Raw genomic sequence first — 16,043 nt, forward strand, 5'->3', positions numbered from 1 at the left:
TCTATTTAATAAATGAACATCGCATCCCCAAAGCTAAAAAATCGGTACTGGCTGACGATGGCTTCCTCATAGGCTTTCATTACTCGGTCCCGGCCAGCCAAAGCGCTGATCAGCATCATCAGCGTAGATTTTGGCAAATGAAAATTCGTCAGCATCGCATTTACAATTTGAAAACTGTAGCCTGGATAAATAAAAATGGAGGTCCAGCCGCTGCAAGCAATAATCGGTTCACTGCCGAATCGCTCCGCAATCGTTTCGAGCGTTCTCGTGGAAGTGGTGCCGACGGCTATAATTCGACGTCCTTCCTGCCTCGCCTTGGCAATTAATCCGGCATTATGCTCATCCAGCTCATAATATTCGGCATGCATTTCGTGCTCCTCAACCGTTTCCGTTGACATCGGCCGGAATGTTCCAAGCCCTACATGAAGCGTTACATAAGCGATTTCTACACCTTTGGCTGCCAGCTGCTCCAAATATTCCTTTGTAAAATGAAGTCCTGCTGTAGGTGCAGCTGCGGAGCCCTCCTGCTTGGAATAAACCGTCTGATATCGCTCGCGTTCTTCCAGTCTTTCTTTAATATAAGGAGGAAGCGGCATTTCGCCTAGCCGGTCAAGCAGCTCTTGAAATATGCCAGAGTAGTGAAATTTGATTACCCGCGCTCCCATATCTCCTTCTTCCTCTACTACTGCTTCCAGTAAAGGCTCGCCCTCTTCATTGACGCCAAATTGCAGCCTGGAGCCAAGCTTCATTCGCTTGGCTGGCTTGGCAAGCGCCTCCCAGCGATCCTCGCCAAGCTGCTTGAGCAGGAGCAGCTCCACCTTGGCGCCTGTATCTGCTTTAATACCCATTAGACGAGCTGGAATTACTCTTGAATTGTTGAGAACGAGCACATCCCCTGCCTGTAAATAACTCTCTAGGTCAGTAAACATGCCATGTGTAATTTCACCCGTTTGCTTGTTTAGGCCCAGCAGTCGAGACGCTGTCCGTTCCTTTAAAGGCGTTTGAGCTATAAGCTCCTCCGGCAAATGAAAATCAAACCAGTCCACATTCATAAAAAATCAATCAGTCCTTCTCGATAGTTACATCTTTATAATAGTATTTCAAAATATAAGCATAGTCATACCCTTGTTCTGCCAGTGCATAAGCGCCATACTGCGACATGCCGACACCATGGCCGAAGCCGCTGCCGCTAAAGCTGAATGTCGCTTCCTTGCTGACTGCTCTAACCTGCTCCTTGCTGTCCAAAACATATAAGTATGGATCGGCTGATACAGCAGATTTTCCTGCAGCGCCCATTACATATACGGACTGCTTCTCATCCGTCTTCGTACGCGATTGGCCGCCTGCTCCAAGAATAACAAGCTTGCCTTCCTCCGCTACAGTAAATAATGTGCTTGGCAGCGCCCCTTGCACCCCTAACGCAGAACGAAATCCGTCAGGGGAAGATACAGCGAGCTTTTCTCCATTGACTGCTATTTCGAGCGCCCTTCCGGAGGGGCCTCTTTTGGTTACTTCAATTGATGAGATAGATCCTGTAATTTTCGGATTCACTCTTGCATTAATTGCTGTCACAAGCTCTGGAGAAGTGAATGGGCCTCTCACCCAGCTCATTTCATTCGATTGAAGTACTTTTTCCAGCACAATGACTTGGTCACCTTTATTTAATATAGCTACGACAGGAACGCTGTCTTGAACAACAGGATGACGGCGGACATTAGTGTTATCTGTAGTCAATTCCATTATAGTGCTGTCCGCAGCTGTCTTGCGGCCTGTACCCTTCAACAAATCCTCGCGGATATAACCGATCTGGCCGCTTCCAAGCACGACCTTATACCAATGCAACAGTCCTTGCTCTGAAATTTCGTCGGGACTGGCAGTGCTAACCAGATAAGGTATGCTGCTATTCCAGGCTTCCGATGCATCAGCTGTCTTCCCTCCTGCACTGGAGGAATACAATGCTTCTATCAGCTTGCCATTATATAAAATAACTTCACCCTTTGTAGCTTGAACCGCATCTGTTGCTGATTTGACTTCCACTCCTATGCCATTATACGCCTGGCTTAAAGTTGTATCAACGACGTGCGCGATTTGAAAACCAAATCCTTTCTGAAGTGCAAAGGTACGCGCTGCGACCGCTTGTGCCTTTAGTGCTTCCATAGGCCAGCTTGTATACATTTCTACAGCAACGACAGAGTATAAATATTCCTCGAATGAAAGCTCGTTAATGACTGCCAGCTTCCCGTTAAAGCTGCTAAGCTCGAAGCTTCCGCGATATGAACGATTGCTTCGCTCATTCAGCTTGATCGCCTGTTCTGGCTTGGCAGGAGAAATCCATACTTTCATTTCATTGGCAGGAAAGGAGTATAAGGTAACTGCGGACTTGGCACTGCCGCCTGCAGAATAATCCGCCTGCTTTAAGAAATATCCCTTTCCAGCTGCCGCTTCTTTCAGCGCAGATCCGCCCGGCACTTTAATCGAAGCTGTTTGCACTACCTTCAGCTCAGCTGCGGAAGTTGCAGCGCCTACCATAACGCTATATTGTACGCCTCCCTTGCTGCCTGCCCGAATGGCCACATAAGCGTCAAGGCCTGCTGCACCGAATTGCTGTGCTGCCTTTAGCGCTGCTTCCTCGGTAGGATAAGCTGGCGATTCTAGGTGATAGGGGCCTATCGCTGAAGGCTTGTAGCCTTTGAGCAAGGCGGTCAGCTTACTGTCGGCACTCCAGCGTGCGGCAGCGGATACTGCTTCCGCAGCAGTCGCATAAGCACCCTCAGACACTTGATACAACGCTGCTCCGCTCTTGGCCGAGCTCGTTATATAAGCAGTCCCTTTCGCAGAGACGATATGCTGATACACGGATAAAGCTGTTGCGAAATCACTTGTTTCAAGTACTCTGGCCTTATAATCATCAACTGCAAATCTTGCCTCGCTGTTAGCAGCAGCCGAAAACCAGCTTGTAACGCCAACAGGCGCTCTCGTCCCGATTTGCATTCCACCGGGCGATGAGAAGGCGGCAGCTGGCGCAAGCGATTCATATTTGCCGGGAAGCTTCATAAACAAAGCCACTCTGATTTGATCCAGTGAAGGAACAGCAGCATAAACTGGCGTCGATTGGACACCCAATATTAATAGTGAAGCAATAAGAAACGATAAAGACAGCCTTTTGGCTTGAATCAAGCTTTTTTTCATATCCATCCTGCCAAGCTCCTTTCAATTATTCCGATGCGGAGCGCTAGTTTCGCTTCGGAATCGGAATGCCTAAATGCAAATAAGCGCTCTCCGTTGCCATTCTTCCCCTTGGCGTACGCTGCAAGAAACCTATTTGCATCAGATAAGGTTCATACACATCCTCGATCGTTTGGCTTTCTTCCCCGATTGTAGCTGCTATTGTATCCAGCCCTACCGGCCTTCCAGCAAAATTAGTCATCATGGCGTGCAGCATTTTGTGATCGATACTGTCGAGCCCCATAGGATCGACCTGCAAAAGCTCAAGCGCTGATTGCGCCAATTCATGCGTAATGATCCCATCGCCGCGCACCTGGGCAAAATCACGTACCCGCTTGAGCAAGCGGTTCGCAATGCGAGGAGTTCCTCTCGAGCGCAGCGCAATTTCCCGGGATGCTTCGCCTACGATGCTTACATCCAAAATTTCAGCTGCGCGTGAAACGATAAACGCCAGCTCATCTACCGTATAAAACTCCAGTCTGCTAACTACACCGAAACGGTCTCTAAGCGGCGCAGACAGCAAGCCTGCCCTAGTAGTAGCGCCTATTAAGGTGAAATGCGGCAGATCCAGACGTACAGACCGTGCACTGGGCCCCTTTCCTATCATAATATCAAGCGCAAAATCCTCCATTGCAGGATAGAGCACTTCCTCTACGGTTCGATGCAGGCGATGAATTTCATCTATAAACAAAACGTCGCCTTCCTGCAAATTGGTCAAAAGCGCAGCCAAATCACCTGGCCGCTCTATTGCGGGTCCCGATGTAGTCCGCAGATTAACGCCGAGCTCATTGGCGATAATGTTGGACAGCGTCGTTTTACCAAGTCCTGGCGGGCCGTAAAGCAACACATGATCAAGCGCTTCTTTGCGCATTTTTGCAGCCTCTATGTAAACCGTCAAGTTTTCCTTTACTTTAGTTTGGCCTATATATTCAGCCAAATAACGCGGACGCAGACTCAGCTCCACCGCATGCTCATCCATCATCAGATTTGCGGAAATGATCCGATCATCATCCATTATAGTCACTCCCTCCGTTACCCTTTCACAAGCTGCTGAAATGCAAGCTTCATAAGAGCCTCAACCGATTCGCTTCCATCCACCTTTTCTTGCAGAACAGCCCATGCCTTGTCCAGCTCAGCTGCTTTATAGCCAAGCGCAGCAAGCGCTTCTCTCGCCTCGCTCCAGCCTTCGTGCCCGTTATCGCTGCTTGCTATGGCATGCGGTTCACCGAATAAATCCTTCGCCAGCAAGCCTTCATCTCCTCCGAGGCCCAGAAGCTTGTCCTTCAAATCCAAAATCATGCGCTGCGCCGTTTTCTTGCCAATGCCAGGAAGTTTGGTGAGAAACGCAATATTTTCCTGTTGAATGGCCATAATTACATTATCAGGCTGACCGCCTGAAAGAATGCCGAGCGCGACGCGCGGCCCGATACCGGACACTTCAATCAATTTGCGGAACAACGTTTGTTCATGCCGCGTTGAAAAGCCATACAGTAAAATGGCATCCTCTCTTACATGATGGTGTATGTACACGGTAATGGTATCCTCACTGCCTGCAAAGGCATATGGATTCGGCGTAAATACACGATATCCCATATCCCTCACATCTAAAACGATATAATCAGCCTCAAGCAAGGCCACTTTTCCACGCAAAAAATCTATCATCGACCGGTCACCTCATTTATTTTGTTCGATATGCCTGCAGAATGAGCGTGACAAATCGCAACCGCTAATGCATCAGCAACATCATCAGGCTTGGGTACAGCTGATAGCCGCAAAAACATTTTGACCATCTCCTGCACCTGGCGTTTTTCCGCCTTGCCATAGCCTACAACAGCCTGCTTTACTTGAAGCGGTGTATATTCCGCTACCGTCAATCCTCTCTGGGCAGCAGCCAAAATAATTACGCCGCGCGCTTGCCCGACCGCAAACGCAGTCGTCACATTCCGATTAAAAAATAATTTCTCGACCGCAACCGCATCTGGCTTATAGCGATCCATCAGCGCTCCTGCCGAATCATAGATTTGCAAAAGCCGCACCTCTGATGGAGTATGTGCCTGTGTCTGTATCGCGCCATATTGAACGGGAGTCAGCTTATGACCGATATAATCTACAAACCCGAAGCCCGCTATAGCGATGCCGGGGTCAATGCCTAGTACACGCAAACTGCCAGCTCCTCATCAAAACATAATTATCCATCCTCCATTATAGCAAAATTATTTGGCAATGAGAACGAATGTTTCGTAATAAGCGACTACCGGCCCATATAATATCGTTACTTCGGTTAATATTAAAAAAGAAAAGAGCCTGTACCTCGTAGGGTACAAGCTCTCCTTGTCTGCATGATCTTCTTTTAATAACGCTCTGTTCCTTCGCGGCCTTCCACGTTTCTTTCCTTTGCAAAATCGCTGAACGTGGACAAAACGCTGTTATATTCGTCAATATCGTTAACACGTATGCCTTTTGCAAGCTGGTCTACTCGTTCCTGCGGCAAATTGCTTTCCATATACTGAATGTCGATTTGAAAAAAGGTACGCATTACTTTATCTTTAACAGGCAGCCCGTCAAATAAGGAAAAATTGCCTTGGCGATCCACACCAAAATATGCATTGGATTTGCAATAATCTGATAAATCATTAATATGCTGCTCCAGCAGCACAGAACGGTCATCCTGATTTAATATAGCCGTCCAATCCGGATACTGGGTAAGCATATTTATAACCTGCTTTGGAGAAAGCTCCCCTAGCATCTGCTCCTCTTCTCCGCATACAAAGACACGATGCAGCTTTACCAGCAGCGTCTGCTCCGTTTGCTCCAGCTTTTGCAGCACGCTTTTATCATGAGCAGGCTCCAAATGACTGGTCGAACGTCCATTGGCACTATGCATGGCCATTGTATGTTCTGCTGTCGCTAATAAAATAATTACTGCCATCAATACGGCTGTTGCAGCACACATGGACCAAAGCGGCCTTCTTTTACGCTTCAACTTTTTCTTCAATTGCTTCCACAAGCTGAATGTCATCATATGGAAGCCTCCCTTACTTGTTTTGGCTAGTATGCTTCCATAATTATATAACTATTCATCATACATAAAGAGCTGTTTCATTAGTCTGATAAAGAATGCCCTGCCGCCTGTTTCTTAACGCAGCTTCCTCTTCCTTATTGACTGAAAGATACAGCTCTTATCGCCTGTACTTTTTTATTTACTATCTTTTAATCCATGGGCTGCTGCTCTTTTTTGAGCTGCTTCCTTTTTTCGCCGTAACGGTTTTAATGGATACTTTTTTCTTTCTTTTCTTTGTCGAAGCCTTGATTGGCACGTTTGTAAAATCTTCAAACGCCGTTGCCTGGTTTGCATTTGCATTCGTTAGCAAATGCTCATCACGTTTTTTTTCACATCCGCAATCCTCTGCCAGCGCTGCCTGATTGGCGAATGAATCTGGCGACCATCCAAACTCAGGAGTTTGGGGCCATGAAGTATAGGTCGGCTGGAAAGCTTGCGAGGGATAATGGTCGGAATAATGGCTGTAGCCATAGCCCGGCGGCGGATACATCGTCGACATCGATTGAATATAATCCGCATTCGGCATAGACTGCGCCGATACATTGCTCGCGTTAGGCATGAATTGCGCCTGCATATTGCCCGCATTCGGCATCATCGACTGCGCCTGCACATTGCCCGCATTCGGCATCATCGACTGCGCCTGCACATTGCCCGCATTCGGCATCATCGATTGCGCCTGCACATTGCCCGCATTCGGCATCATCGATTGCGCCTGCACATTGCCCGCATTCGGCATCATCGACTGCGCCTGCACATTGCCCGCATTCGGCATCATCGATTGCGCCTGCACATTGCCCGCATTCGGCATCATCGACTGCGCCTGCACATTGCCTGCATTGGGCATCATCGACTGCGCCTGCACATTGCCTGCATTCGGCATCATCGACATGGGCGATACATTACTTGCATTTGGCATCATTGACTGTGCTGACACATTACTTGCATTTGGCATCATTGACTGTGCCGATACATTGCTTCCTTTTAGCATCATTGACTGTGCCGACACATTGCTTCCTTTTGACATTATTGACTGTGCCGATACATTGCTTGCATTCGGCATAGCTTGATACATCCCTGCATACGGATACATTTGCTGCTGCACAGGTCCGTACCCGTAATGGCAGCCGCAAGGCTGATAATAATAAGGGACTGGCTGATACATATATGGTGATACAGATTGTTTTAATGACTCGTTGCCTGACATATATGGCGATACAGATTGTTTTAATGACTCGTTGCCTGACATATATGGCGATACAGATTGTTTTAATGACTCATTGCCTGACATATACGGCGAAACTGATTGTTTTAATGACTCATTACCCGACATATAAGGCGATACTTTTTTATTGTTTGCATACATATTTGCCATGGCTTCAGTTGCAGGCACATTATACTGCTTGAACGTTTCAAGCTCTGACAAATATTCAGATTGATATGGCATTATTTTTTTCTCGGCGGGGCTTAACATTGGCAGCGTTTTTTCAGCAACGTTCATTGGCATTGGCTTATACGATTGCGGCATAATATTGGATGGAGCCGGCTTAACGGATTCTGCCATCATATTCGGCATCGGCTTCACTGCTTCCGGCATTACCTTCGTTGCAGCGGGTTTGATCGATTGCGGCATTACTTTCGTTGGCGCTGGCTTGATTGCTTCCGGCATCACCTTAGATGGGGCCGGTTTGGCCATCGGCTCAACCTTTTTCTGAGCAGGCGCAACTTTGTTTGCCTCAATTGGTTTATTAACCTGCGCTGGCTCAACTTTCGTTGGCGCCATAGGCTTAACAGTTTTCGCTGGCTTGATAGCCGCCGGTTCCGGTTTAGGCGCTGGTGCAGGCTCAACTGGCGCTACGATTGGCGCAGTCGGCTTTTTCTCGGCTGCTGGCGCCGTATTTTTCTTGCCGACAATAGGAGTCGTCGACAGCTTACCGACAATTCCTTGAACGCCTTGCTTAATAGCATTGGCCGACTTGGCAATTGGAGCAGCTTTTTCTATTAATGAAGTATTAGCCTTTGCATTCGCGTTTGCACCTGTGTTTGCCTTTGCATTTGGTCCTACATTTGCGCCAGCATTCGCATTTGCCCCCTGGCTGCCGGTATGAGATGAATTAGCTGCATGTGCCTTAGGTATGTTAATAACTTCTCCCGTCAGCAGTACATTCGGATTTTTCAAATGCGGATTCGCATGAATCAAGGTGGCCAAAGGAATTCCCCATGCTTTTGAAAGCTTCCACAATGTATCTCCTTGTTTGACAATATGCTGATTCACTACCTCGACACCTTGCATCCCTCCACCTCCTCCTTGCGTGTGGGATGATGGCAGCTTAATTTTCATACCTGCATCTATTACGTTCGGATCTTTGATTTGTGGATTTAATTTCATGATTTCTTCTACGGAGACGTTATACTTCTGCCCAATTAGGTATAAAGATTCGCCTGATTTGACAATATGAATTCTCACTTACTTATTACCTCCTGTCACGTTCTTAATCATTCGGCACGGCTAATGCCTCATATCAATCCATACATCCTATGCAGAACATGGGCAACTCTCTCCTAATTTTGCAAAAAAATATAACAAATATTAACTGGCATGATAGCAACTTGTCTACAAACCTGTCTACAAAAGTCGCATTCCGTCAATTACTCCTATGAATTCAGACTGTTGAAATACCTTTACTTCGCGAAATGCACCAACTAAAAGTAGCGTTGAGGAAGCACCGATCGATTCTGTATGATATTTATATACATTTTGCCGTTTTGAGGGGGGCGCCTACCGTTTCTTTATGATATTTCATATAACAGCAAAAAGGCCTGCTTCCATGCAGACCTTTTTAAGGTTAAAACCGATATGCTATTAGTCAAACGCTTTTACGCCGTCAACAGTAACTATTTTGCGGAATTCTTGCAATAAATGTGTCGTAATAGGACCTGCTTTGCCAGCTCCGATCGTTCTGCCGTCAACCTCGCGCACAGCAATAACCTCTGCCGCTGTTCCTGTAAAGAACACTTCATCTGCCACATAGACGTCATGCAGTGTAAATGGCTCTTCCTTCAGCTTGTAGCCAAACTTCTCGCACAGCTCTATAATGGCTGCTCTGGTAATGCCTTCAAGCGCGCCAACATAGCAAGGCGGTGTAAATACAGTACCATTTTTGATAATGAAAATATTATCGCTGGATCCTTCAGCAACATAGCCCTGGGAGTTTAGCATAATGGCCTCGCCTACGCCGGCAAGATTAGCTTGAATTTTAACTAAAATATTGTTCAAGTAATTCAAAGATTTGATCTTTGGATTCAACGCATCAGGAATATTGCGGCGCTGCGACACGGAAACCGAAACAAGACCGTTGCGATATGCTTCTTCAGAGTAAATAGCGAGCTGCTCCACAATAATGATAACCCAAGCAGCCGGGCAGCGCTTCGGATCAAGCCCCAAATTACCAGGTCCGCGAGAAACGACTAGGCGAATGTAACCATCTCTCATTTCATTGCGGCGCAATGTTTCGATTAATGCTGCTTCCATTTCTTCCATTGAAAGCGGAATATCAAGCATGATAGACTTGGCGGAGTCATAAAGGCGCACTAAATGCTCCTGGCATTTGAATATATTGCCTTCGTATACCCGGATCCCTTCAAAAATTCCGTCACCATAGAGAAAGCCGTGATCATATACTGAAATTTTTGCATCCTCTTTTGTAACATACTCCCCGTTCAAATAAATCCATTGCTGTGCCATTGCTACTATTACACCTCCGAATATTAGGTCGACAATTGTAAAATCGAATATTGTTTTGGCAAATTTTGCTCATTACTTGTATTGTACTATATTTATTCTTGCATGCATAACTGTTCATAAGAAAAAACAGGATAGCAGCCAAGAACACGAACCTGACAGCCAATCGCTTCAACTTCCTGCAGCGCTGCAGGAAGCAGGACAGAATCAAGTGACATTTCGATATCGATATAAAAATAGTAATTGCCAAGCTTTTTCTTAGTAGGGCGCGATTCAATGCGCGTCAGGTTAATCCGTCTCCAGGCAAAAGCAGACAGCACCTGGTGCAGAGCTCCAGGATAATCCTCTGGCAACGTAATAAGAATACTCGTTTTTATGCGGTTGGAGGTGCGTGCTTTATATGGTTCTTTGCCCACAAGCGCAAAGCGCGTAAAATTATTGTTATGATCCGTTACACTTTTGGCCAGTACATCCAACTGATTAAGCGAGGCAGCAATCAGCGTGCCTAAAGCTACAACACCTTCCCCAGGCTGCTTGCTGACAAGCTTGACTGCTTCCGCTGTGCTGCTTGCATGCTCCCGCTCTGCATGCGGCAAATGTTCATTTAAAAACTTTAAACATTGTGCCATTGCAACAGGATGGCTGATCACTTTTTTAATTTTTGAATAATCAACTTCACCGTTGGAGAAACGGAATTCCCCATAATTTCCAATTAAATTTTGAATAGACGGATATACCCATTCAGCCTGTATCGGCAAATCAACCTCATGCACGAGCCAGTCCATATGCAGGCTCACTGAACCCTCGATCGTATTTTCAGTCGGAATGATGCTATAAGTGCTTATACCGTTCGCAGTCGATAAAAATACATCGGATATAAGCCGATGATACTTCCAATTGATTTGTTCGCCTGCAAATAAATGTCTGGCTGCCTCATCGGATACAGATCCGGCCGGCAGCAATGCTACTGTTTTCATATCCGCACTTCTCCTTTTATCAAATCGAGAAACGAACCGGCATTCCCCTCTGCCGCCTGTACGGATATCACCTCAGGACCGCTTGAGCTTGGCGCAAGCCATAACGTGTCCGCTTCAATGCCTTCCTGCGCCAGCGTCGCTTTGAGAAACTGCTCAAGCTCGTCTTTGTTCGCGCTATCCTTATCAACAAACGCGATAAGCGTAGGGCCTGCCCCGCTTAAAGCAGCGCCAAGCGCCCCTTTGGAAACAGCTGCTTCCAAAATTTCAGTCATGCCAGGTATGAGAGCAGCCCTATAAGGCTGATGCAAGCGATCCTGCATCGCATGCTGAATCAATTGAAGCTGGCCGCTTGCAAGAGCTGCAACGAGCAAGGAGCTTCTGCCAATATTGAATACAGCATCTGACATATTCAATTGCGCAGGCAAAGCATGGCGTGCCTTTTCAGTAGCCAGGTGAAAATTGGGTATAGCTACGAGCGTTTCCAGCTGCTTGGGCGGCTCCAGCCGCACATGCTGTGCAGCCTTTCCATCCCAGGCAGATACTACAATACCGCCAAACAAGGAGGCTCCTACATTATCCGGATGTCCCTCCAGCGCTGTCGCCATTTGAAACAGCTTATCTTGTGAAAGCGGAGAACCGATCAGCGCATTGGCGGCTGCCAGCGCGCCTACGATTGCCGTCGCACTGCTGCCCAGTCCGCGCGTCAATGGAATTTCACTGTACATGCGAATACTGAGCTCGGGAATGCTCACTCCAGCTTCCTTGAATACAAGCTGCGCTACTTTATACACTAAATTTGTTTTGTCCTGCGCAAGTCCGTTCATGCCTTCCCCATGCAGCTCGAAGCTGGTTTGCTCAGCATAGCCAAGCTCTATCCAAGCGTACAAGGAAAGCGCCATGCCCAGCGAATCAAAGCCAGGGCCTAAATTGGCAGTGCTTGCGGGCACCTTTACTATAACACGTTGTTTATCCATTCGATTAACCTTCCACTCGATAGACGCTTTTCACTTTATGAACAACATCCATAGTAGTAAACACATCTAACACTTTATTGACTGAAGCTTTAGTAGCATCATGAGTGATGATAATGATTTCTGCTTCAGGATTTTCAGCATTTGGATGCTGCAAAACAGATTCAAGGCTGACATTGTAATCTCCGAATACTTGAGTAATGCGCGCGAGCACACCTGCACGGTCAGCTACCTGCAGAAGCAAAAAGTATTTGGAATGGATCTGATCATCCGTTTTCAGCTTATTTTGTTTGTAGGATAAGCTTGCTTGCTTGCCGCTTACGCCAAGTTTTATGTTTTTGACTACAGCAACCAGGTCAGCAACGATTGAAGTTGCAGTCGGAAGCTCGCCTGCGCCTGGTCCATAGAACATTGTCTCGCCTACAGCTTCGCCATACACATATACCGCGTTGAAAACGCCGTTGACAGATGCGATTGGATGAGACTGCTTCACCATAGTTGGCTGTACGCTTACGCTGATAAGATCATCGTCGCGATCAGCAATGCCAAGCAGCTTCAATTCGTAGCCTAGACGCTTGGCATACAATATATCTTCCTTCGTAACAGAGGAAATGCCCTTTACTGAAACCTGATCCAGTGAAACCGTTGATCTGAAACCTAATGAAGCCAATATTGTCATCTTGCGCGCTGCATCAAGGCCTTCGACATCGGCAGTAGGATCAGCCTCCGCATATCCCAGCTCTTGAGCTTCTTTAAGGACATCGAGATAGGTAGCGCCCTCCTGGCTCATTTTAGTTAAAATATAGTTCGTTGTTCCGTTGACTATCCCCATAATTTTTGTCAGACGATCAGAGGAGAACCCTTCGATCAGCGTACGAATGATTGGAATACCGCCCGCTACGCTTGCTTCATAGAAAAGATCGCTGCCGCTTTGCTTTGCTTTTTCGAGCAGCTCCGGCCCGTAAAGAGCCATTAAATCCTTGTTCGCGGTTACGACATGCTTGCCCCGCTCAAGCGCTTCTATAATATACTCCTTTGTCTGTTCAATTCCGCCCATCACTTCAATCACTACGTCAATATCCGGATTACGCACAACATCCCAAGGATCTTCCGTCAATTTACTTTCATCGATTGCAACGCTGCGGCTTTTATTAATCGTTCTAACGGCTACTTTCTCGATCTGTATCGGAGAACCCGACTGATTCAGCAAATCCTCCTGATGGCCTTCTACGATTCGTACGACTCCAGTTCCTACAGTTCCAAGCCCTAACAATCCTACCTTAACTGGCTTCATTTCCATTCCCCCAATTTTTTATATTATCCTTGACCGATTACCGCTGCCTTGCGAACGCCCTGCTGCTTGCGGAGCAGTTCAACAAGCGTCGTCAGCTCGCCGGACATTTCTGAAATATCGACTGAAATAACAACATTGGCAAAGCCCTGCAGCGGTATGGATTGATTTATCGTGAGCACATTACCGCTCTGTCCTGCAACTAAAGCAAGCACAGTAGATAAAATGCCGGACCGATGCTCAAGATCCATCGAAATCGTAACAATACGATCTCGCGCCAGCTCGCTAAGCGGGTACACACCGTCTTTATACTTATAAAAAGCACTGCGACTAATGCCGATACGCTCTACTGCTTCATGTACAGTAACTGCTTCGCCGCGATTCAGCATTTCCTTCACTTGAATCGTCTTTACGATTCCTTCGGGCAGCAAATCCTCACGAACGACAAAATAGCGATCCGCCATTGTTTGTATCCCCCAGAAAGACATTTGTACACCTATAGTGGACATTATAGCGAATTAAGCCGCATCCGGCAATAGGTTTTTAATTGTTTAATGGATAAAATAAAAAACTTGCTATTACAATAAATCAATAATAGCAAGTTTTAAGGCAATCATCTAATCGTATGGATTATAGTCCGAGCCTTCAAAAAATTCGAATTCAAAATCGCCAATCCGCACATAATCGCCATCTCTGGCACCAATTTTGCGAAGCGCAGTATCTACACCCATCTTGCGCATTACGCGGGCAAACCGCATTACAGCATCGTAAGAGTTCAAATTAACACGCTGCATAAAGCGCTCGATGCCCTCACTCACAACGACGTAAACGTCATCCTCCTTGTGTACAGTAAAGGTCATCTCTTCCTTCTTCTTGAACGTAAATACTTTGCGCTCCTCATTTTCCTTAACCTCTTCGACGGCTGTTTCCACTGGCGACTCATCGAGCACATCCGCAGCTTTATACAGCAGCTCTTGTATGCCCTGCTTGGTCAAGGAAGAAATTGGAACGATGTGATATTTGTGGCCATTCTCGTATTCAGCAAGCTGCTGCTTGAACAGCTCCAGCTGCTCCACAGCCTCAGGCATGTCCATTTTGTTAGCTGCAATAATTTGCGGCCGATCCGCTAGCTTATCATTATAGAGAACGAGCTCGGCATTAATTTTGAGCCAGTCATCAAATGGATCGCGCCCTTCAGAAGCTGCCATATCCACAACATGAATAATGACTCTAGTCCGCTCTACATGGCGTAAAAATTCATGACCGAGGCCAACGCCCTCATGTGCTCCTTCAATTAGACCGGGCAGATCAGCCATTACAAAGCTGCGGCCGTCCCCCACATCAACGACGCCAAGATTAGGCGTCAGCGTCGTAAAATGATAAGCGCCGATTTTAGGCTTTGCGCCCGATACAACTGAAAGCAGCGTCGATTTGCCTACGCTTGGAAATCCGACAAGGCCAACATCAGCCATTACTTTAAGCTCAAGCACAATCCAGCGTTCTTCTCCCGGCTCGCCATTTTCTGAAATGTACGGAGCCGGATTGCTAGGTGTTGCAAAACGGATATTACCTCTGCCGCCGCGGCCGCCCTTAGCTACAACAACCTGTTGTCCATGTCGAGTCATATCGCCAATAATGGCGCCTGTATCATCATCGATAATTACTGTACCAGGCGGAATCTTGACAATTGTATCGTCCGCGCTGGCGCCGATCATGCTTTTTACTTTTCCTCGTTCTCCGCGCTCTGCTTTGAAATGCTTCTGATAACGAAAGTCCATTAATGTGCGCAGGCCTTCGTCCACCTCAAAAATCAAATCGCCGCCGCGGCCGCCGTCTCCGCCAGCAGGCCCGCCATTCTCTACATATTTCTCACGGCGGAAGGATACTAGCCCATCTCCTCCGTCTCCGCCTTTTACAAAAATTTTCGCTTTATCGACAAACATGACGAACCTCCGTTCAAACGTGCAATTCAGCTTTAAGCAGCAAGCTCGTATAGTCAAGCTTTGAATCTGCCGGCTTCACAGGTGTGTCTTTTAACTGCTCATCTATTCTTTGCTTCCAGCGCCGCTCATCCGCCATTTCGCCTTCATACACAAACTGCGCATAAAGATTGGCTTGATCCGTAAACAAACGCAGCTTCAATGAAGCGGTTTGCAAGCTTCCAGCAATAGCCTGCATACGATATGCGTTCAGCGTATCAATAAGAGATTGCGCGATCTTTTCGCTGTCTAATACAATCTCATCCAATACAATTCTGCCTTCAATTTCAACGTCCAGCGTTAATTGATTAGTCAGTGTGCGAAACGATTGAATATAACTGATCAGCGCTGTATTGCCGAGCTTGGCAATGTCGCTCTCAGCAGTCATTTTATCCTTAACCTTCTCCATATATTCCATCCAGCGATCCTGCTTTTGAAGACGAGCGTAGCCATAGAGCACCTGTAAATCATTCATCCAGTCATGACGATGATGATTGAGTGTGCGAACTGCCGACAATTGCAGCGTTTGAATGATGCGCTTTTGTCTCTCGCCATACTGCTTTCGTTCTGAATATATCCAATAAGCTGACACCGCTGCTGTCCACAATATAAAAACGATATGTATCCAAAAATAACTAGACCAAACCATTACAGCAGTCAATGGCAGTAATATAGATAATGCAGCATAATGCCGCGTAGAAAATTGGGATAGCATGGATAGAACCTGCCTTTGTTTAATTTCCTAGCTTATCCAGTATACCATGCGTCAGTCGCATGGTCATTAAAAAAAGCGAAAGCCC

General features: G+C 46.8%; 14 protein-coding genes. All 14 read right to left on the bottom strand.

Annotated features, from left to right (window positions below):
* Positions 1 to 5: 5 nt before the first annotated feature.
* Positions 6 to 1,052: a tRNA preQ1(34) S-adenosylmethionine ribosyltransferase-isomerase QueA gene (gene queA / locus V1L65_RS00110; RefSeq protein WP_331697007.1), complete on the bottom strand. Its 1,047-nt coding sequence runs from the start codon at positions 1,050 to 1,052 to the stop codon at positions 6 to 8.
* Between the two features lie 10 nt (positions 1,053 to 1,062).
* Positions 1,063 to 3,195, bottom strand: coding sequence for a SpoIID/LytB domain-containing protein (locus V1L65_RS00115; protein WP_331697008.1), 2,133 nt, complete (start codon positions 3,193 to 3,195; stop codon positions 1,063 to 1,065).
* A gap of 37 nt (positions 3,196 to 3,232) precedes the next feature.
* Positions 3,233 to 4,240 carry a Holliday junction branch migration DNA helicase RuvB gene (ruvB, locus tag V1L65_RS00120; protein WP_331697009.1) on the bottom strand — a complete coding sequence of 336 codons (1,008 nt, stop codon included), beginning with the start codon at positions 4,238 to 4,240 and terminating at the stop codon, positions 3,233 to 3,235.
* Between the two features lie 17 nt (positions 4,241 to 4,257).
* Entirely contained in the window at positions 4,258 to 4,887 is a 630-nt protein-coding gene (gene ruvA / locus V1L65_RS00125; RefSeq protein WP_331697010.1) for a Holliday junction branch migration protein RuvA, read from the bottom strand.
* On the bottom strand, positions 4,884 to 5,387 hold the full coding sequence (gene ruvC, locus V1L65_RS00130) for a crossover junction endodeoxyribonuclease RuvC (RefSeq protein WP_331697011.1): 504 nt from the start codon (positions 5,385 to 5,387) through the stop codon (positions 4,884 to 4,886). The genes ruvA and ruvC overlap by 4 nt, the downstream gene beginning before the upstream one ends.
* A 188-nt stretch (positions 5,388 to 5,575) precedes the next feature.
* Positions 5,576 to 6,247 (bottom strand): BofC C-terminal domain-containing protein, encoded by a 672-nt coding sequence (locus tag V1L65_RS00135; RefSeq protein ID WP_331697012.1) that lies wholly within the window; start codon positions 6,245 to 6,247, stop codon positions 5,576 to 5,578.
* A 181-nt stretch (positions 6,248 to 6,428) separates the two neighbouring features.
* Positions 6,429 to 8,750 carry a LysM peptidoglycan-binding domain-containing protein gene (locus V1L65_RS00140; protein ID WP_331697013.1) on the bottom strand — a complete coding sequence of 774 codons (2,322 nt, stop codon included), beginning with the start codon at positions 8,748 to 8,750 and terminating at the stop codon, positions 6,429 to 6,431.
* A gap of 396 nt (positions 8,751 to 9,146) precedes the next feature.
* Positions 9,147 to 10,028 carry a branched-chain-amino-acid transaminase gene (gene ilvE / locus V1L65_RS00145; RefSeq protein ID WP_331697014.1) on the bottom strand — a complete coding sequence of 294 codons (882 nt, stop codon included), beginning with the start codon at positions 10,026 to 10,028 and terminating at the stop codon, positions 9,147 to 9,149.
* Positions 10,029 to 10,120: 92 nt separating this feature from the next.
* Entirely contained in the window at positions 10,121 to 11,002 is an 882-nt protein-coding gene (pheA, locus tag V1L65_RS00150) for a prephenate dehydratase (RefSeq protein ID WP_331697015.1), read from the bottom strand.
* Entirely contained in the window at positions 10,999 to 11,976 is a 978-nt protein-coding gene (gene thrB, locus V1L65_RS00155; protein ID WP_331697016.1) for a homoserine kinase, read from the bottom strand. The genes pheA and thrB overlap by 4 nt, the downstream gene beginning before the upstream one ends.
* Positions 11,977 to 11,980: 4 nt before the next feature.
* Positions 11,981 to 13,267 (bottom strand): homoserine dehydrogenase, encoded by a 1,287-nt coding sequence (locus tag V1L65_RS00160; RefSeq protein WP_331697017.1) that lies wholly within the window; start codon positions 13,265 to 13,267, stop codon positions 11,981 to 11,983.
* A gap of 23 nt (positions 13,268 to 13,290) precedes the next feature.
* Positions 13,291 to 13,728 carry an ACT domain-containing protein gene (locus tag V1L65_RS00165; RefSeq protein ID WP_331697018.1) on the bottom strand — a complete coding sequence of 146 codons (438 nt, stop codon included), beginning with the start codon at positions 13,726 to 13,728 and terminating at the stop codon, positions 13,291 to 13,293.
* Between the two features lie 153 nt (positions 13,729 to 13,881).
* Positions 13,882 to 15,207: a GTPase ObgE gene (gene obgE / locus V1L65_RS00170; RefSeq protein ID WP_331697019.1), complete on the bottom strand. Its 1,326-nt coding sequence runs from the start codon at positions 15,205 to 15,207 to the stop codon at positions 13,882 to 13,884.
* A 13-nt stretch (positions 15,208 to 15,220) separates the two neighbouring features.
* The gene (locus V1L65_RS00175) at positions 15,221 to 15,958 is read right to left on the bottom strand and encodes a Spo0B domain-containing protein (protein ID WP_331697020.1); all 738 of its coding nucleotides are present in this window, start codon (positions 15,956 to 15,958) and stop codon (positions 15,221 to 15,223) included.
* Positions 15,959 to 16,043: the final 85 nt, after the last annotated feature.

Origin of the sequence: Paenibacillus sp. IITD108 (assembly GCF_036541265.1) — a bacterium.
In the GTDB taxonomy this organism is placed as follows: domain Bacteria; phylum Bacillota; class Bacilli; order Paenibacillales; family Paenibacillaceae; genus Pristimantibacillus.

What these genes read in the sequence shown, in the direction of transcription:
- queA (WP_331697007.1), bottom strand. Translation starts at nt 1,052, where the DNA reads ATGAATGTGGACTGGTTTGATTTTCATTTGCCGGAGGAGCTTATAGCT.
- V1L65_RS00115 (WP_331697008.1), bottom strand. Translation starts at nt 3,195, where the DNA reads ATGGATATGAAAAAAAGCTTGATTCAAGCCAAAAGGCTGTCTTTATCG.
- ruvB (WP_331697009.1), bottom strand. Translation starts at nt 4,240, where the DNA reads ATGGATGATGATCGGATCATTTCCGCAAATCTGATGATGGATGAGCAT.
- ruvA (WP_331697010.1), bottom strand. Translation starts at nt 4,887, where the DNA reads ATGATAGATTTTTTGCGTGGAAAAGTGGCCTTGCTTGAGGCTGATTAT.
- V1L65_RS00135 (WP_331697012.1), bottom strand. Translation starts at nt 6,247, where the DNA reads ATGATGACATTCAGCTTGTGGAAGCAATTGAAGAAAAAGTTGAAGCGT.
- ilvE (WP_331697014.1), bottom strand. Translation starts at nt 10,028, where the DNA reads ATGGCACAGCAATGGATTTATTTGAACGGGGAGTATGTTACAAAAGAG.
- pheA (WP_331697015.1), bottom strand. Translation starts at nt 11,002, where the DNA reads ATGAAAACAGTAGCATTGCTGCCGGCCGGATCTGTATCCGATGAGGCA.
- thrB (WP_331697016.1), bottom strand. Translation starts at nt 11,976, where the DNA reads ATGGATAAACAACGTGTTATAGTAAAGGTGCCCGCAAGCACTGCCAAT.
- V1L65_RS00160 (WP_331697017.1), bottom strand. Translation starts at nt 13,267, where the DNA reads ATGAAGCCAGTTAAGGTAGGATTGTTAGGGCTTGGAACTGTAGGAACT.
- V1L65_RS00165 (WP_331697018.1), bottom strand. Translation starts at nt 13,728, where the DNA reads ATGGCGGATCGCTATTTTGTCGTTCGTGAGGATTTGCTGCCCGAAGGA.
- obgE (WP_331697019.1), bottom strand. Translation starts at nt 15,207, where the DNA reads ATGTTTGTCGATAAAGCGAAAATTTTTGTAAAAGGCGGAGACGGAGGA.
- V1L65_RS00175 (WP_331697020.1), bottom strand. Translation starts at nt 15,958, where the DNA reads ATGCTATCCCAATTTTCTACGCGGCATTATGCTGCATTATCTATATTA.